The organism is Aquimarina celericrescens (assembly GCF_042682765.1).
In the GTDB taxonomy this organism is placed as follows: Bacteria; Bacteroidota; Bacteroidia; order Flavobacteriales; family Flavobacteriaceae; genus Aquimarina; species Aquimarina celericrescens.
In genome coordinates this window covers 562752-580433 of the sequence record NZ_JBHUHY010000002.1, presented here as the reverse complement: position 1 = coordinate 580433, position 17682 = coordinate 562752, and the positions used below count along the sequence as shown (strand labels likewise).

General features: G+C 34.3%; 19 protein-coding genes. 8 read left to right on the top strand and 11 right to left on the bottom strand.

Annotated features, from left to right (window positions below):
* Positions 1–6 precede the first annotated feature (6 nt).
* Positions 7–678, top strand: coding sequence for a NeuD/PglB/VioB family sugar acetyltransferase (locus tag ACFSJT_RS02620; RefSeq protein ID WP_378318640.1), 672 nt, complete (start codon positions 7–9; stop codon positions 676–678).
* 182 nt (positions 679–860) lie between these two features.
* Here ACFSJT_RS02620 and ACFSJT_RS02615 read toward each other — a convergent pair whose 3' ends face one another.
* Entirely contained in the window at positions 861–1886 is a 1026-nt protein-coding gene (locus tag ACFSJT_RS02615) for a hypothetical protein (RefSeq protein ID WP_378318639.1), read from the bottom strand.
* 1075 nt (positions 1887–2961) lie between these two features.
* On the opposite strand from ACFSJT_RS02615, the gene ACFSJT_RS02610 reads away from it, so the two are divergent.
* Together ACFSJT_RS02610 and ACFSJT_RS02605 are read left to right on the top strand one after the other, a co-directional pair.
* Positions 2962–3426, top strand: coding sequence for an Hsp20/alpha crystallin family protein (locus tag ACFSJT_RS02610; protein ID WP_378318638.1), 465 nt, complete (start codon positions 2962–2964; stop codon positions 3424–3426).
* A gap of 96 nt (positions 3427–3522) precedes the next feature.
* Entirely contained in the window at positions 3523–3648 is a 126-nt protein-coding gene (locus ACFSJT_RS02605; RefSeq protein ID WP_378318637.1) for a hypothetical protein, read from the top strand.
* A gap of 372 nt (positions 3649–4020) precedes the next feature.
* On the opposite strand, the gene ACFSJT_RS02600 is transcribed toward ACFSJT_RS02605, so the two are convergent.
* The 7 genes from ACFSJT_RS02600 to ACFSJT_RS02570 all read right to left on the bottom strand — a co-directional run bounded on the left by ACFSJT_RS02600 (position 4021) and on the right by ACFSJT_RS02570 (position 10659).
* On the bottom strand, positions 4021–4881 hold the full coding sequence (locus tag ACFSJT_RS02600) for an SDR family oxidoreductase (RefSeq protein ID WP_378318636.1): 861 nt from the start codon (positions 4879–4881) through the stop codon (positions 4021–4023).
* Between the two features lie 17 nt (positions 4882–4898).
* Positions 4899–5918 carry a zinc-binding dehydrogenase gene (locus ACFSJT_RS02595; protein ID WP_378318635.1) on the bottom strand — a complete coding sequence of 340 codons (1020 nt, stop codon included), beginning with the start codon at positions 5916–5918 and terminating at the stop codon, positions 4899–4901.
* A gap of 202 nt (positions 5919–6120) precedes the next feature.
* On the bottom strand, positions 6121–6576 hold the full coding sequence (locus ACFSJT_RS02590; protein WP_378318634.1) for a pyridoxamine 5'-phosphate oxidase family protein: 456 nt from the start codon (positions 6574–6576) through the stop codon (positions 6121–6123).
* A gap of 67 nt (positions 6577–6643) precedes the next feature.
* On the bottom strand, positions 6644–7675 hold the full coding sequence (locus ACFSJT_RS02585; protein WP_378318633.1) for a zinc-dependent alcohol dehydrogenase family protein: 1032 nt from the start codon (positions 7673–7675) through the stop codon (positions 6644–6646).
* Positions 7676–7720: 45 nt separating this feature from the next.
* Complete coding sequence (locus ACFSJT_RS02580; RefSeq protein WP_378318632.1) at positions 7721–8110, bottom strand: hypothetical protein; 390 nt, start codon at positions 8108–8110, stop codon at positions 7721–7723.
* Between the two features lie 73 nt (positions 8111–8183).
* A complete protein-coding gene (ftsH, locus tag ACFSJT_RS02575) occupies positions 8184–10136 on the bottom strand; it encodes an ATP-dependent zinc metalloprotease FtsH (RefSeq protein ID WP_378318631.1) in 1953 nt (650 codons plus the stop codon).
* Positions 10137–10209: 73 nt separating this feature from the next.
* Entirely contained in the window at positions 10210–10659 is a 450-nt protein-coding gene (locus ACFSJT_RS02570; RefSeq protein WP_378318630.1) for a DUF2267 domain-containing protein, read from the bottom strand.
* Positions 10660–11121: 462 nt separating this feature from the next.
* On the opposite strand from ACFSJT_RS02570, the gene ACFSJT_RS02565 reads away from it, so the two are divergent.
* Positions 11122–11325, top strand: coding sequence for a hypothetical protein (locus ACFSJT_RS02565; protein WP_378318629.1), 204 nt, complete (start codon positions 11122–11124; stop codon positions 11323–11325).
* Here ACFSJT_RS02565 and ACFSJT_RS02560 read toward each other — a convergent pair.
* The 3 genes from ACFSJT_RS02560 to ACFSJT_RS02550 all read right to left on the bottom strand — a co-directional run bounded on the left by ACFSJT_RS02560 (position 11322) and on the right by ACFSJT_RS02550 (position 13783).
* Positions 11322–11735 (bottom strand): YeeE/YedE family protein, encoded by a 414-nt coding sequence (locus ACFSJT_RS02560; RefSeq protein WP_378318628.1) that lies wholly within the window; start codon positions 11733–11735, stop codon positions 11322–11324. The two genes, ACFSJT_RS02565 and ACFSJT_RS02560, sit on opposite strands and share 4 nt — an antisense overlap.
* Positions 11736–11738: 3 nt before the next feature.
* Positions 11739–12296: a YeeE/YedE family protein gene (locus ACFSJT_RS02555; RefSeq protein ID WP_378318895.1), complete on the bottom strand. Its 558-nt coding sequence runs from the start codon at positions 12294–12296 to the stop codon at positions 11739–11741.
* A 239-nt stretch (positions 12297–12535) separates the two neighbouring features.
* Positions 12536–13783 carry an NAD(P)/FAD-dependent oxidoreductase gene (locus tag ACFSJT_RS02550; protein ID WP_378318627.1) on the bottom strand — a complete coding sequence of 416 codons (1248 nt, stop codon included), beginning with the start codon at positions 13781–13783 and terminating at the stop codon, positions 12536–12538.
* Between the two features lie 309 nt (positions 13784–14092).
* Between ACFSJT_RS02550 and ACFSJT_RS02545 the strand changes: the two genes are divergently transcribed.
* From ACFSJT_RS02545 to ACFSJT_RS02530, 4 genes are read left to right on the top strand one after another with little or no spacing between them, the layout of a single operon-like run.
* The gene (locus ACFSJT_RS02545; protein ID WP_378318626.1) at positions 14093–15313 is read left to right on the top strand and encodes a sulfite oxidase; all 1221 of its coding nucleotides are present in this window, start codon (positions 14093–14095) and stop codon (positions 15311–15313) included.
* A 2-nt stretch (positions 15314–15315) separates the two neighbouring features.
* Positions 15316–15792 carry a monoheme cytochrome C gene (locus ACFSJT_RS02540; protein WP_378318625.1) on the top strand — a complete coding sequence of 159 codons (477 nt, stop codon included), beginning with the start codon at positions 15316–15318 and terminating at the stop codon, positions 15790–15792.
* Entirely contained in the window at positions 15776–16732 is a 957-nt protein-coding gene (locus ACFSJT_RS02535; RefSeq protein ID WP_378318624.1) for a sulfurtransferase, read from the top strand. Before ACFSJT_RS02540 ends, ACFSJT_RS02535 begins: the two co-directional genes overlap by 17 nt.
* 5 nt (positions 16733–16737) lie before the next feature.
* Complete coding sequence (locus ACFSJT_RS02530) at positions 16738–17613, top strand: sterol desaturase family protein (protein WP_378318623.1); 876 nt, start codon at positions 16738–16740, stop codon at positions 17611–17613.
* The last annotated feature ends 69 nt before the right edge of the window (positions 17614–17682 follow it).

Genomic DNA, 17682 nt, shown 5'->3' with positions numbered 1-17682 from the left:
CAAAATATGAAACTAAGAAATCTAGTCATTGTAGGAGCAGGTACTTATGGTGAGACACTTCTGACCTATTTAACAGAAGCGGGTCATAAGGTGTTAGGATTTGTTGATGACATTCCAAAATTGAAAGGGCAAAAAATAAATGGCGTTTCAATCCTTGGAAACTACAAGGATTTGTTCAAAGACGAATACAAGCGCAAAATTGACCATGTCATATGCTCCATTGGAAATAATAAGATTAGAAACGCGTATTTATCAGAATTATCTGTCGCAGGTTATAATACTCCAAATTTTATACATGATTCGGTATTATTAACAAAGGATACCATACTTGGGAAGGGAGTTTATATTCTTCCTGGTTCTGTCCTTATGCCACACGTTGTAATACATGATTTTTGCATTATCAGCACAGGATGTAAGGTAGCCCATCATACTATTTTACACCAAGGGGTATTTATTTCGTCTGGTGCTAATGTAGGTGCAGGTATAAAAGTATTTGAGAATACATTAGTAGGTATAGGAAGTACCCTTATGACAGGAGTGAAAACCATTGGAAAAAACAGTATTATAGGAGCAGGCGCGGCTGTGATCACGGATGTACCAGAAAATGCCGTTGTAGTGGGTGTTCCGGCTAAGGTAATAAAATATTCAACTCCCATGGAGGAAGTATACATAAAGTAAAACGAAGTTTTACCAAATAGGTATAAAAGTTTAAGAGTAGGCATTAATTGTGGCCAGAATACAATCAACAAATTTCCTTTACTTTTAACTCGGTTTAACCCTGGTGCCTTACATCTTATATCTTGCCTTTGGGCTACCATCCTTTTTTATAGTTCCATTTTCTGTTTCTAACCTTGCAATTCCTATTTCCCCATCAACTTGATAAGCCTGTATTTTATGCTTGTGGGAACCATGGAATCTAATTTCCGCTGTATTTTTTGCATACCACTTCTTTTCTTTATCCCTTCAATATCTACAGGGTTGTCAGCAATGTCTTTGTAGGAAGGAAAATACGGAGGTTTACCACCATTGTACCACAAATTTCCGTACAACTGGGTTCTTTGATACTGTAAATGATCGTAGTTCAGTTTTACGGCATGCAGTGTATCGTTTGACGGAGCAAATAATGAGATGCTGTTGTTAGGACGAGTCTCGAAGATGCTCTCACACCAGTGCCATGGTACCCAACAACGTTCTATATCCTTGTTGTTCTTCCAAAAATCACGAATATAGACACGTTCAGGCTTGAATTTTAACAAATGGGTGTGGATATCCATTTTTTCAGAATCTTTGTGCGTGTTTAGATTAAGCATATAGGTCACAGCCTTTCTTCTGCTATCCGGATGCGGACTAATTTCATAGGCATGTAGGTACTTCTGGAAAGCAGTTTCTATATGGTTGGGTTCCTTAATTCCAAACTTTTTCTCCAGGGCAGCTTTAAATTTAGGGGTGTTTAAAAATTCTACCAGGCGTTTTAGTAGGGGAGTACTGTAATGCTTCAGTCTAAAAACCAATCCAAACCCTTCTAATAATTCTTTATCCACCGGCCACTCTTCGGCATTGTAAGCCTTTAAATATTTTTTTATAGATGTGGTGCATCCGGGAAAAACCTGTACCTGATATCCGTTCTGTTGAAGATCTTCAATTAGATTTTCTGTACTTGTGGCTGGGGGTCTGTTAATTTCAGTGGCCGTAATTACTTCATTAAAGTGTGCGTCTGACAAAAAGTTCTCAATCTGAATAAATCGGAAAGGATCGTTTCTAAAATTTGCTGCTTCTATCTTTTCAATGAGATAGTCAAATTCAGCGGTAAGGTCTGTTTGCTGAGTAGGTACTTCTGTTATTACCTTGTCAGAATTTTGTAAATCAGCTGGGTTATCTACTTTCATTATCGAATAAATTAAAAGGTTATAATTTAAATTTCTTAACTAAGTATTTACTTAAAAAATAAATTTTTGTATTCTACTTTTCCAAAAACCATGGCTTTCAGAAATTTATAGGCAGGAAACGAGGAATGAATTAATTATTAAATCACCAATGAAATGGGGCTTTATTTTGCTTTATCAAAATACTTGTCCAAAGTAGAACAGGAATTAAAACTAAGCAATGATAATTGTCAGTATTGAAAACAATATTATTTGTGTTGTAATAAAAATTAATGTTTAGAAATTTTAGGCGTCAGTTAAATTTATTATAGGATTTCTATTTGTTAGCTTAAGAAATTACTAGAGTTTCTTTATTTGGTGTATTATGGCAAACAATCATAAATGATTACTAAGGCAGCTCTATATTTCTATCTGCATATCATAATATTTATGTAAACCATGGTTATAAATAAAGAAGCCTATTAAAAAAGAGACCGTCTAAATACTTTTAAGACAGCCTCTTTTATATTGAGATTCAATTTAACTCCTTGTCATTTATAGTATTGATAAGATTATCTATCGTCAAAATAATCTCTAATAAAATTAAGAAAGGTAAAAAAATCTCAGCCCCCAATTTGACGATATGTGTTTAGTGCCATAAAAAAGAAACCAGAACACATAGATGTTCTGGTTTCCCGAAAAGTATTAAACTACTTGATGACCACTTACGGCAACTCAATCTACTTACCTATTACTAAGTTCATATCAAGAATCACCGAGTATAAAAAGCAGTTGCCACTTTTCTAAGACTCTTAGTATATATACTATACTAAAAATCTATTCTTTTGCGTTTTTTTAGTAATTATCAAAGAACGTTTTAAGTATTGGTTATACTTAATTATTAATTACACTGCTAAAGTATAGGTTTTCCATGGTCAAAAAAATGACCTGGGTCAGCCAGATGAATTTTTACATTTTTTTAACTATGGTTCGGTTTTAATACTTCATAATGTCTCCCTGACCCAGGTCATTTTTTTATTATGAGTTTAGTTATAATTTTAGACGTATAAACAAACTATTAATTTAAAATTATAAAGCTATGTCACTAATAAAATTTAGAAGAAGACCATGGAGTAGTATTTTGTCATCAGATTTTTTTGACGGCGACGATTTTTTTGAAAATCGCTTGTTGGATACAAAATTATTTAACAATCGTTTTTGGAACGGAAAATTAAGAGAGCCAGCATTAAATATCATTGAAACAGATAATAATTTTGAAATTGAGTTAGCAGCACCGGGTTTTTCAAAAAAGGATTTTGAAGTTACCATTGAGGATGGATGTCTTAATATTTCAGCAGAAAAATCAGTTTCCAAAAAAGAAGAAGAAGGCAACTATAAACGCAGAGAATTTAGTTATAACTCCTTCGAAAGATCTTTGGTCTTACCCGAAAGTGTAAAAGAAGAAGATGTTAAGGCTAAATATAAGGATGGGATACTAAGTTTCAGTCTGGCTAAAAAAGAAGAAGCCAGGAAGCCTGAACCTAAAGTGATTGAAATTGCATGATGTTATTTATTAGGATCAATCTAACAAAATAAGGAAGTAATCTCTCTAATTCCAATTTATATATGGGTTAAGGAGATTACTTTTACAATTTGTGTAATGTATAATTCGTTAAACGATTTGAAAGATGAAAAATGTAATACCTATTTTTTATTATTGACCATTACGGGTTGTAATAGTCAGGAAAAAGAAAAAGAGAAAACAAAAGAAGAAGAAAAGCAATAAATTGGTATTCAGCCCAAAGAAAAATGGGATGTACGTAAAGAATATGATGAATATGGGAATCTCATCAAATATGATTCTATATACTCCTAGTCTTATTCCAATGTAGAGGGTGATTGGATTCGAGTAAATCTGGATGGTATTATGGATAATTTCAGAAGATTTTAAAGACACCTCACCATTTATCTGGGATGATTACTTCTCTTATTTTCAAAAAGAAGATTTACTTCTGGCACAAGATTTTTTCAGTGATGATTATTTTTTTAAAACTGGCTGCTGCAGAAAAACACATTTCATTTTTTGTTTTAGTAGGTCATATGGGAAAAATCATAAGACTAATTAAATAAAGCTTTCTCGTAAACGCCAAAAAATTTTTTATTGCCGTTTTTTGATTTCCAGTATTTTTTCATCTTCAACAAAAGTAAAATCATCTTTTATTTTCTGCCTATTTAAAAGAATAATCCAATCGCTCAATTTGGGAAAATATTGGATCATAAAATCTGCAAAATAGCCAAGGCCTGTCAATACTGTCCTGTTTTTTCTTTTTTCAATCATAAGACAAACACACCTTGCAACCGATTGTTGTGTAGCAAGGTGGATGTTTTTTCTTTTTGGTAAATAAACCAAAGATCCATCAACGTCCAGGATTGTTTTTCGAGAGTCGTTTTCTGTAAAACCAACATATACTAACCCTATGTGAATACCAGAATCATATAGCTCAATTCTCAAGGCATCTGCAAGGGCAGCTTGCGCCATTTTTGAAGCTGTATAGGCCGAATTATAGGGCATTCCTCGTAAACCCCCAACGCTATTAATAAATATTTGATGGCCTTTGGTTTTTTTTAAATACGGAATAGCGTATTTACTCATATATGCGCACCCTGTATAATTAGTTTCTATTAAAACCTTAAAATTTGATTCGGCCATTTCCTCAACAGCACCTCTACTACTCATTGCAGCATTGTTAACTAAAATATCAATCTTGCTATACCTTTTAATGGTTTCATTAATGAGATATCTGCACTGTTCCGGGTAACGTACATCAGCCGCGATAGCTAAGACGTTATATCCTTTTTGCTTCATTTTGGTCTCTGTATTTTCTAATTTTTCAAGATCTCTACCATTTAATACAACTTTAGCTCCATTTTTGGCTAATTCATTGGCAATAGCTTCTCCTATACCCATACTGGATCCGCTGATGATTGCTACTTTATTCTTTAATAGTTTGTTTTTCATTTCCGAAGTATAATCTATTACCATTTCACAACAATCTTACCAGTAGATTTTCTGGATTCCAGAAATCTATGTGCTTCGGCCAGTTCGTCAATAGTATATTCTGCTCCCACATGGGGCTGTAATACCTTTTTTTCAGTTAATTGTATCACTTCTCTCATTACTTTGGAGACTTTCTCTGGTCGTTCTTTTGCTACCTTTAGCATATTAACGCCGATTATCCCTTTAGAACTGCTTAAAAATTGAAGAGGATGATATATTCCAAACTGAGCAAGAACCTTTAATTTTCCAAAAATTGATTTAGCTTTATTTATGGATGAAACGCCAAAAGACAATAATCTTCCTCCAGGAGCAAGTAATTTGTATCCTTTTTTTACTGATTTGCCACCAACAGGATCAAAAACAGCGTCAAGGCCATCTTCCCCAATAGTCCCTTGGATAGATTTTGCAAAATCTTCTTGCAGGTAATTAATAGGATATTGAACTCCATTTTTTCTGAGATATTTGATTTTGGCAGCAGAACTACAGGTACCAAAAATGATACAATTTTTAAGTAAAGCAAATTGTGTTAATGCTGTTCCAACACCTCCGGCAGCTGCATGAATTAGGATTTTTTCTTTCTCTTGGATATTTGCCATTTCATAAAACAAAAAATAGGCTGTACAATATTGAGTAGCCAGGGCAACACCAGCTCCTATTGATATCGCCTCTGATACTTTGTTGGTCATATTATCTTCGGAAATAGCATATTCTGCATATCCGCCAAACTGAGTGAGTGCTATTACCCGATCACCAATCTTTAATTTTTTTACATCTGCTCCAATTTGTTCTATATATCCTATCACATCGTATCCTAGTATAGCGGGTAAAGGAGGAGCATCTTTATAAAGGCCTAAACGCGCCATTATATCTGCGAAATTTATACCGAAAGCTTCTACTTTTATAAGTACTTGATTTGACTCTGGTTTTGGTTTTGCTATTTCTTTAATTTCAAAAGCAGTCTCTGGTGCTCCATACTTCACTAAATGGGCGGCTTTCATTTCTAATAGTTTATGTATCAAGGAAGGTACATTATTAAAAAGTAGAAATGGATGACAACAGTCATTCATTATTACTAATTCATTGCCGGTAAGAATTTCTTGATAAACGTATTATCGTTAAATATACCGCCTAAAGATTGATTTCTTTTTTTGGTATAAAGAAAGAGCAACATTGCTATCCCAAAAACTGTATCTTAAGCTTTTATGAATCTCTTTGTTTTCCAGTGATTTCATCTATTTTAATGCGATATACTATTGGTATATTTTCTGAGGATATTTTACTCGAAAATTCATCGATAAATTGAGGAGATTTCTTCTCCTTACGTCTGATGATTTTTTTCACACCTTCTGAAAATTCATGTAATAAATACCTGGCATCAGTTCCGGTAAGCTCTTCGAACCTACCTTGTATCAGTACTGACTTCCAATTACTTAAGGATTCAATTTCATCTACTATCATGGAAACCGCATCGTTCTTGCGCATCGCTTCTATCTTATGTCCCATCCCCGAATAGCTAATAGTCGTTATATTGTCTTTATCATAATAATAAGTAATGGGGACTATATAAGGGCTATCCTGTGATATAAAGGCTAAATAACCGATATAATTATTACTTAATATTTGAACGCTTTCTTTTTTATCTAATTTTTTTATCATAATTATAGTTGGTTTTAATGTGTTCGACTTAACTTACTTCAAAACTTGAGTACTCAAAAACCTAAATCTACCCTCTAATCCTTAACACTTTTGCTCCTCTTATTTTTTGAGTCTTCAGTTCCAATAATACAGTATTCGCTTCTTCTAAAGGATATTCTTGAATATGAGGTTTTATGGAGGCTTCTGCTGCCAGTTCTAAAAAATCACTTATATCTTTGCTTGTTACATTAGCTACACTTTTTATTTCTTTTTCTAACCATAAATGGTCTGGATAAGAAATTCGTTGAAGATATTCCTTATCGATGTCTTCTTTCCTAATTGCATTAATGACCAGTCTACCGCCTTTTTCCAGATTACTTAAAGCTTCGATTACTGGTTTCCACACCGGAGTAGTATCAATAATGGCATCCAATTTTTTAGGACATACATCGGTGATATCTCCGGACCATACCGCTTGTAGTTCTTTGGCAAATTGTCTTTCTTCTTCTTTTCTGGCAAACACATATACTTCTGTTTTTGGAAATAAGTACTTTGCCATTTTAAGGACGAGATGTGCAGAAGCTCCAAAACCCATTAGGCCCAGCCGGTCACCGTCCTTTATATTCGAGAGTTGGATAGAGCGATACCCAATAGCTCCTGCGCATAACATTGGTGCTGCTTCGCTATCTGTGAAGAAATCAGAAATGTGATGCGCATATTTTTCTGGAGCGGTCATATATTCGGCATACCCTCCGTGCACATCCCTTCCAGTAGCTAAAAACTGATCACATAAGTTCTCATAACCTTGACTGCAAAACTTGCAATGTCCACAGGCCGAAAATATCCAGGCTACTCCAACACGATCATCGATGTTATATTTTGATGCTCCCAAGCCTTTCTTCACAACGGTTCCTATCGCCTGATGCCCTAAAATTATTGGAAATGTCTTAGGAGGTGTCCTTCCCTCAATTTCATCCAGCTCTGTATGACAGACTCCGCAAACGGAAATTTTGATAAGAATTTCGCTTTCTTTCGGCTCAGGAACTGGAAGGTTCATTAATTTGAGTGGCATACTATTTTCTGCCAGTAGGGAGGTTTTAGTAAGAACCATTGCTTTCATGCCGATGTACGATTAATTTGGTCATTTTTTACATCAATAGATTAACTACATATACTTCGATAGAAAGCGAAAGAATTCCTTTTTTAAATCACTATAGATATGTCGTTGTGTCTCTATACGATCTCTAAAGTCAATATGTTTTCGAACTAATTGATGACTCATCACATCACTTTCACCTTTTTTACTATGCTCTGATATGTCGGTTTCGTGCACATTGATATCGTGTAGTAACGTATCGATCACTTCACCATGAACAATGAATTGGTTCTGATACTTTTGTAATTGTGCGAGAACATCTTTATCTGTCCAACGGGTTACAATTTCTTCAAGTCTGTTTTTGAATGATTTTAGTTCATCTTCCCAAAAGTAGAGTTCTCGTCTCCATTGTTCATGTTCAAAATGTAAATCTGTATTATAGAAAACTTCTTTTTCCATGATGTAAGATATTTAAGATTGAGATGGTACTATTTTTTTAATTATTTTTATTAGCAAAAGAAGCCCTGAAACTTTATGCCTCTGTTGATATTTCTGGATTTCTCTTGCCTAATATTTTTTCTAAACCTTCTTTATAAACGACTTCTTTTTTTAGAAGTAATTGTGCAAGCTTTTCTAATTCTTGTTTATGATCTATCAATAGTTTTTTTGTCACTTTATATGCAGTTAAAATCAAATCCTGTACCTCTTTGTCTATAAGTTTTGCCATGTTCTCGCTATAGGGTTTTCCAAATAAACGTTCTGTCTGACCTGTAGAATCATAAAAGCTTATCGGACCCACTTCTTCATCCAAACCATAATATGCTACCATGTTATAGGCTTGCTTTGTGACTTTTTCTAGGTCGTCTAATGCTCCAGAAGAAATTTCATTAAATATAATCTCTTCTGCGGCTCTGCCTCCTAGGGCAGCACATATCTGATCCATAAACTGTGCCTTGGTGATGATTTGATGCTCTTCTGGTAAGTACCAAGCTGCGCCTAATGATTTCCCCCGTGGTATAATCGATACTTTAACCAATGAATCTACATTCTTTAAATACCAACTCACAACGGCATGCCCTGCTTCATGATAGGCCACAATTTGTTTTTCTTTTGGAGAAATTATCTTTGACTTTCTTTCTAAACCTCCAACCACTCGATCTCTGGCTTCCATGAAGTCGTCCTGCTCTACAATTTCCTTTTTTTTACGTGCAGCAATTAAAGCTGCTTCATTACAAATATTGGCGATATCAGCTCCCGAAAATCCTGGACTTAATGAAGCCAGAAGTTCTATATCTACATCTTCAGCCTTTTTTATGGGTCTTAGATGAACATCAAATATTTCTTTTCGCTCTTGCTTATTAGGAAGCTCTAAATAAATGTGACGATCAAATCGTCCCGGCCTTAATAGTGCTTTGTCTAAAATGTCAGCCCTGTTGGTAGCTGCCAAAACGATAACTCCGGTATTGGTACCAAATCCATCTAATTCTGTTAAAAGTTGATTTAACGTATTTTCTCTTTCGTCATTTGTCTGAAATGCATTTGCTTTACCACGAGAACGCCCAATAGCATCAATTTCATCAATAAAAATAATACTTGGCGCTTTTTCTTTGGCCTGTTTAAATAAATCTCTTACCCTTGAAGCTCCGACACCAACAAACATTTCTACAAACTCTGATCCCGACAAAGAAAAGAAAGGTACTTTTGCTTCTCCTGCTACCGCCTTGGCCATTAAAGTTTTACCGGTTCCCGGAGGGCCTACTAACATTACCCCCTTGGGAATTTTGGCACCTAACTTTGTATAAGTTTCCGGATTTTTAAGAAAATCAACTATTTCTTTTATCTCAATCTTAGCTTCTTTCAAGCCTGCAATATCATCAAAGGTGACTGTACTTTTTTTGTCTTTATCCATAAGCTTGGCAGTAGACTTTCCAAAATTGAATATGGAGCCACCCAAGCCACCGCTTCCTGTCGTTGACCTGCGAAGTAGAACAAACCAAAATAAGATGATAAGCCCAACCGGAAGAAACCATGATAGTATATTTAACCAATTGGTACGTTTTTGATATCGCACATCAATAATATCTTTCTTAGCAAAATCTTGCTGAGCCTTTTCCAATTTATTTTCAAAACTCTCTACAGAACCTATAGATAACTTATAATGAGGTCCGATTTTTGATTTAAATAGTCCTTCAGAAATTTTCTTGTACTTAGGATCATTAAGTCTTTCTTGTTTTATATAAATCTCTGCAACTTCTTTATTAACTACCACAATTTTATCAACGTCTAATTGACTTAACATAGTTTGTTCAAATTCTGACCATCCTATTTCTTTAGTTATATAAGAAGATCTTGAAACTATTGAGAAAAGAATGATAAAAAGCATAACAACGTAAAGCCAATTGATTCTAAAAACCTTATAAGGTTTTTGAGGCCTATTTGCCCGGGATGATTTATTTATTCTATCTTTATCTTGTTCTGTACTCATCCTTATTCTTGTAAAAATGAACTATTTGGACTAGCAAAGAGCCCTTTATATAATTGAGTAAATTATTTGATCCCTAGAAAATTGACTTATTAAAAATCATGTCTTTTAGATTCTTTGGAAGCTCATCACGAATATCCTCCATTTCTCCTCGGGAAATATACTTTCGTAACACAAAAAAAGTGGTGTTAATGTAGTGTTCTGCAACTTCGTTGGATTCAAAATCATATATTGAAGTAGCTCCGTCAAATGTTCTTACCAAATCAATAAATGCTTCCATGTGTTTTACTTTCTCTTTTTTGGATTTTGAGGACCAGCCGTTAACATATACTGCTTTTAGGAACATAGGTAGTTGCGCTATTAGTTGCAGGGATTCTTCAACAGAAATTAATTCACGTAATCCATGTAGTATAGCTGACAAGATACGTCCAGCTTTATCTCTGTTATCTTTTAGATTCAATTCTTCTGCATATTCCTCTAAAAAGGTATTTGCTTCTACCGCATATTGATTAAAATTAAGTGCCATAATTAATACTTTTTAGTTTATGTGACATATCGCTAAAGTTATGAGCTAAATAGTAAAATTGGAATGACGAATGTCATCTGACTTGAATTAAAATATCATTTCAATTAGTTTTTGAGTAACCTTCTATTAGCCGTTACTTCTAATATTCTCTTTGAGAACTCTTCTTAGGCAGCCACCAATACCTTTTTTTGCTCGCAGAACTACAACATCCGATTTCTAAAGGCGGCATAAAGCCGTTGCGTTGCACTTCACTTTTTATACGCCTTACTGCCCTTGGATATTGCTAAATCGTTAAGTATCAAAAAAAAGGTAATAGCTATGGCTCTACGGGAAGTAAATCTAAAAACCGAACAATGAAATCGTATCAAAAAACATATCGAAAGCTATCTAAAAAATCAAAAAAGGAAAATGCTCTAGATACTCTAAATAAATCGATTTTTTAATCATTTAAATTTCAATGGTATGAGTACTATTCAAAATCACATACAGTTAATTGAAAAGCCTAAGGATTCCACAACAGTAGCGAACCTTGAAAGGGAGAAAAAAGTAGCCCGATTGTCATTGGCAACCAATGAAAACTGCAAGGATAAAGCCAGAGAAAAGCAAACAGAAATCAATTGGCAGACCGTTAATAGAAATGATAATTGCTTTGATAAGATTGACTAATGTGGTAATTTATCTCTTAGTAATCCATATAAAAATGTACCCAAAATCGCGAATACAATTACAATGAGTATTGGCAAATAACCAGCCCCAACCAAAGTAAACATTGGACCTGGGCAAGCACCTGCTAATGCCCAACCTAAGCCAAAGATAATTCCACCATACATATAGCGGCTAAAGCTTTTGTTTTTTGGGTTGAAAATGATTTTTTCGCCATAGAACGACTTAATATTGAGTCTTTTTATTAACTGAACCACAATAACCCCTATAACTAATGCTGATCCAATTATACCATACATGTGAAAGGATTCGAATTTGAACATTTCATAAATACGAAACCATGATGCTGCTTCAGATTTAAACATTGTAATTCCAAAAAGTATTCCGATAAATAAATATATAAGTGTTCTCATAGTTTAAAAAATTAAAGGGAAAATCAAATGAATCATTGCTAACCCACCAATAAAAAAGCCAATTACTGCAAGTAATGAAGGAATTTGAAGGTTACTCAGTCCAGAGATAGCATGCCCAGAAGTACAGCCGCCTGCATATCTCGCTCCAAATCCAACTAAAAGACCTCCAATAGCTAGTATGACTAAACTTTTTAAATCAGAAAATGCTCCCAAATCAAATAATTCTGTTGGTAAATAAGCTTTACCAGCACTTTTAAAACCTAAAGTATTTAAATCGGATATAGTTTCGGGGTTTATTGCAACAGCAGTACTAGCAGATAGATAGTGAGACCCGATAAATCCTCCAATAATCGCTCCTAAGACTACGACTAGATTCCATCGCTGTAATTTCCAATCAAACTTAAAGAAGTCAACTTTGTCACCTGCTCCACAGATAGTACAAAGTGTTCTAAGATTAGAAGACATTCCAAAATTTTTGCCTATCATCAGTAACAAAAACATGATAAAGGCTATAAGTGGCCCCGCAACATACCAAGGCCATGGTTCTAAGATTTTTTCCATCATTTGTTTAATTTTTATGCAAAGTAAAGGCTTATAAGAGTACTAGTCAGTAACCTTTGTTACAATAATAAAGATAGTATAGCGTCTTTTTTAATTATAGTTTTCATTAGTGCTATTTATTATTTGTTCATATTGTCTTATTACATTAATCTTGTGTAATTGTAGTTTTATCTTTTATCAATAAAAAAGAGACGACAATTTTATGGATATCCCCTCTTTTAACTAATATGGAAATCAAACTATACATCAATACCTTTTAGCATTTTATTCCAATACAGATAGGGAAGCATGTATTTTTTTAGAATCCAAAGCCTCCAATGTTCTTTCGAAGAATCTTTGATAAGCATCTGTTTTAATTTTGGATCTGGGGTAAAATTGTTTTGATAATCAAACTCAGCTAACACCATTTTACCATAATCGGTCACCAAAGGACAAGAAGAATATCCACTGTATGATTTGTTCCCTATTTTATTATGTTTCATAAGCAAGGTGATATTATCAACTACAATAGGTACTTGTTTTCTGATAGCGGCACCTGTTTTGGCTGTTGGTAGTGCTGCAACATCTCCTAATCCAAAAATATTGGGATACTTGTTATGTTGCATTGTGTATTGATCAACATCTAACCATTTGGCATCATTCACCAGTGCGGATTCTTGTATAAACTTAGGTGCAACAGATGGTGGTGCTAAGTGTAACATGTCATAATGGATACCTATTAAATCGCCATCTTTTGATACTTGAATGTCTTTATGATTATATTCAGATTCATTGTCTCCTATAGCATACCAAGCAATTTGTTTTTCAGCATCAATTTTCTTTAGTTGATGGCCAAAACGAATATTGATATCCTTTCTGTCAATGACTTTCATTAAGGTTTTGGCAATTTGTTTTATGCCAAAAATCACACCTCCATTAGTTGCAAAAACAACATTAGTTTTATTTTTTACACCACTCTTACGAAAGTAGCTTTCTGCCAGATACATTATTTTTTGAGGTGCACCACCACATTTAATAGGAGTTGTCGGTTGAGTAAATAACGCAGTTCCGCCTTTAAAATTCTTTATTACATTCCATGTATGATTAGGATTAGTATAATTACTACATACTGCACCCTTATCAATAGCTTTTTCTAATCCTGGCACCAATGAATGATCATAAGTTAGGCCAGGTGCAACTACCAGGTAGTCATAGTCGATATCGCCACTTGATTTTGTTGAAACCGTATTGGATTTTGGGTTGAAACCCATTGCATAGTCCTTTATCCATGTAACACCTTTTGGCATAACAGAACTCATAGGTTTTGCCGTTTTCTTATAGTTGTAGGTTCCTGCACCCACCAATGTCCAGGCTGGTTGATAATAATGGGTGTCAGCGGGCTCAATTATTGCTACATCTAGCTTTTTATCTTTTTTGAGTAATTGGGCAGCTGTCATGATACCAGCAGTTCCACCTCCTATAATAAGAATTTGATGATGTGTTTTCATTTTTATATTTTTTATAGACTTGTTGATAAAAGTAACTTTATCATTTTACCTCCACAGTAACTTATGTTACAAAAGGAGTTGAATGCTGATGTATTCAAGAAATTGGAAATGTAGCACTATGTGTTTAATAATAAAACCAATTTCAATAGCCAGAGAATTGGTTGTAATTGTGTATTGTAGGATTTATGATAATAGTCATTACTATAAAACCTGAGTTTTTTTATTTTTAATTAACTAGTGTAACATTTGTTACAGAAATGAAGATTATAAACCCTTAATTTTAAAAACCATAAAAACGTATTCTACTTCATGAAACGACGAAATTTTGTTAAGAAAGCTGTATTAAGTTCTATGGCAACGATCATTGGAACAGATATTGTATTTGGGGCTTGGATATCTGAGGGTTATAAGCCTCTTGCATTGCAAGATCCTGACCCTTACAAAATGTTCAATAAGGATAAAGGAATGGAAGTTCTTAATGATAAACCCTGGAACATTGAAGCAAAGGCACACCTGTTAGATGAGAGAATAACGTCTAATAAATACATGTTTATCCGTAATAATGGGCTAATACCCGAAAACATAAATATTAATAACTGGACATTAACTATTGACGGGGAATCTGTAAAAGAAAAGAAAACATATTCCCTTGCCGAATTAAAGTCAAAATTCCCACAATATACTTACCAACTTACTTTAGAGTGTGGGGGTAACGGGCGAAGTGAATTTGATCCTCCTGCAAAAGGAAATCAATGGACGGTTGGAGCGGTTTCGTGTGCAGAATGGACAGGTGTTAGATTGCGGGATGTTCTGGAAGATGCAGGTATAAAAGATAGCGCTATGTACATTGGTTATCATGCTGCTGATGTTCACTTAAGTCGGGATCCTAAAAAAGAACCAATATCTCGTGGTGCTCCTATGGCAAAGGCACTACAGGATGAAACATTATTGGCTTTCAAAATGAATGGAGAAGATATTCCAATAGTTCATGGATATCCCTTACGATTAGTTGCAGGGGGATGGCCAGCGTCTGTTTCTGGTAAATGGGTAAATAGAATAAGCATACGGAATAAAGTACATGATGGGACCAAAATGACAGGAACTGCATATCGTGTTCCTTGTGAGCCTGTAGCTCCTGGAGATAAAGTAAAGGATGAGGATATGTGTATCATAAAGTCCATGCCTGTTAAGTCACTTATCACGTATCCTAAATCAGGAGCAACTATTAAAAAAGGAAAAAAATTAAACATTAGAGGTCATGCCTGGGCAGGGGAATTGAAGGTTTCTAAAATGGAATACTCTATTGATTTTGGTTCAACCTGGGTAAAATGCCCTATAGAAAAACCTGCCAATCGTTTAGCATGGCAACATTTTTCTGCTGCCATAGATTTTCCAAAGAAAGGTTATTATGAAGTGTGGGCAAGAGCTACGGATTCTAGAGGCGCTAGTCAACCGATGCTTATACCGGGCTGGAATCCAAAAGGATATTTAAACAATGCTTGTCATCGTATTGCTATAAAAGTTGTGTAGAGATGGATACTCAGGAACAATTTAGGCAACATGTCAAGACTATCTTCCGACTGCTGATGGTAGTATTCACTATGGTCTTAATAATTACTATTGCTGGTATTTATCTTATTACTGATCCTACATTATCCGCCTTTAAGAAAACAGAACCTGATTTGGGATACGTTGTTGTTCCCGAAGAAGATGAAGACAGAATAGAAAATGGAGTTCATGTACGAACAGGACTAGTCGAAGCCGAAGGGTTGATGGAAGTTGTCAATAATTGTACTAACTGCCATTCATCAAAATTAGTTACTCAAAACAGGATGACAGCAGAAAGATGGATAGCAACCATACGATGGATGCAGGAAACTCAAAATTTATGGGATTTAGGAGGTAACGAAGAAATTATAGTAAATTATTTAGTAGCAAATTATCCCCCAACAAAAAAAGGGAGACGGGAAATATTAAGAAATATTGAATGGTATGATTTACAGGATTAGTAGAATTGTAATTTTAAGTGTATTGATGTTGTCCTGTAATAAGCAGAAAGAAAAAATTACTCCAGACACCGAACTAGAGGCAAGTACTTATTTTAATTCGGAACATCTAATAGAAGCTGAGGAGTTACTGGCATTATACAAACAAGAGCACATCAAAATAATAGATTTTAGGAAAGTTACAGCGTATGCTAAAGCACATATAAATGGGGCATTAAACATTTGGCGTACGGATATAGAAGATACTACATATCCTTATAAAGGGATGATGGCAAAAAAAGATAGTATAGAAGCCCTGTTCAGTAGATTAGGAATTAAAAATGAAGATCTTTTAGTAGTATATGATGATAAGGGTTCTAGTGATGCTTCTCGTTTATGGTGGATACTAAAGAATTATAATTTCGAATCTGTAAGAATATTAAATGGAGGACTGTTAGCTTGGGAAAAGGTAGGAGGTTCAATAAATAATAAAACCATATCGGTTACTCCTTCAGAATTTACTCTTCCAGCAATTAGTTCTTTTGATCTATTTATCGGAAAAGATGAAATAATTGAAATAGCCAATTCGAATGGAAGCGAAATTATTCTGGATACCAGAAATATAGATGAGTTTAGTGGTAAAAGACAAAAGGATGGTGCTGCCAAAGGAGGTAGAATTCCTAAAAGTTTGCTTATTGACTGGGCAGAGGCTATTGATTATGAAGGAACCCAAAAATTTAGATCTTACGATGAATTAGAAAAGATTTATAGCAGAATGGGGGCGTCAAAAACAGACCTAATTATTTCGTATTGTCATAGTGGAGTACGCTCAGCACATACCACCTTCGTGTTAACTGAATTATTGGGCTATAAAAATGTAAAAAATTATGATGGTTCTTGGGTAGAATGGAGTTATTTTAATGGTTTACCCTTTGAGCAAGACAGTATAACAACAATAAAATAAAAGTTATGGAAAAGTATATAAATGCATTTATAGGTTCTTTTATGGATAGCGTACATTGGACGTGGAAATCCATACTGTTTGAAGTCCCTTGGTACACTAATTATTTTTGGGGACTCACTGCAATCTCGTTATTGGTTTGGGGATTAGAAATTGTATTTCCCTGGCGAAAAGAACAATCAATTTTTAGAAGAGACTTCTGGCTGGATGGCTTCTATATGTTCTTTAATTTTTTCGTTTTCGCCATCGTTATCAGTGGTTTTTATAAATTGCTGGGAATATTGTTTAATGATATAGGAATTTCTGCAAAAAGTTTAACAATTATTGATATTTCTGCCTTACCCATGTGGGCACAGTTAGTCATATTTTTTATAATATTAGACTTTGTACAGTGGTTTACACATGTACTACTTCACAAATATCCATTCTTATGGAAATTTCATAAAATACATCATTCGGTTAAAGAAATGGGATTTGCTGCACATTTGCGTTATCACTGGATGGAAAATATCTTTTACAAACCTCTAAAAACCATTGGTGTAATGATTCTAGGTGGTTTTGAACCGGAACAAGCCTATATTGTCCATTTCATAGCAATAGCTATTGGCCATTTTAATCACTCTAATATCAAAATTACATGGGGTCCACTAAAATATTTAGTTAATAATCCGGTAATGCACTTATATCATCATTCTTATGTATTACCGGAAGGTAAGTATGGGGTGAATTTTGGTATTAGTTTAAGCCTATGGGATTATATTTTCAAAACGAATTATATTCCTGAGGATAGTGGTACTATTGAGCTTGGTTTTCCCGGAGATGAAAAGGTTCCTGAAGATTTTGTTGGACAAATTACCTATGGTTTTGGAAAACGTGAAAAATAATCAATCTTTAAAATAAATGGATTTGAACTGTGATTGTTGACATGACTTTTTGGAAATATCATATTTATT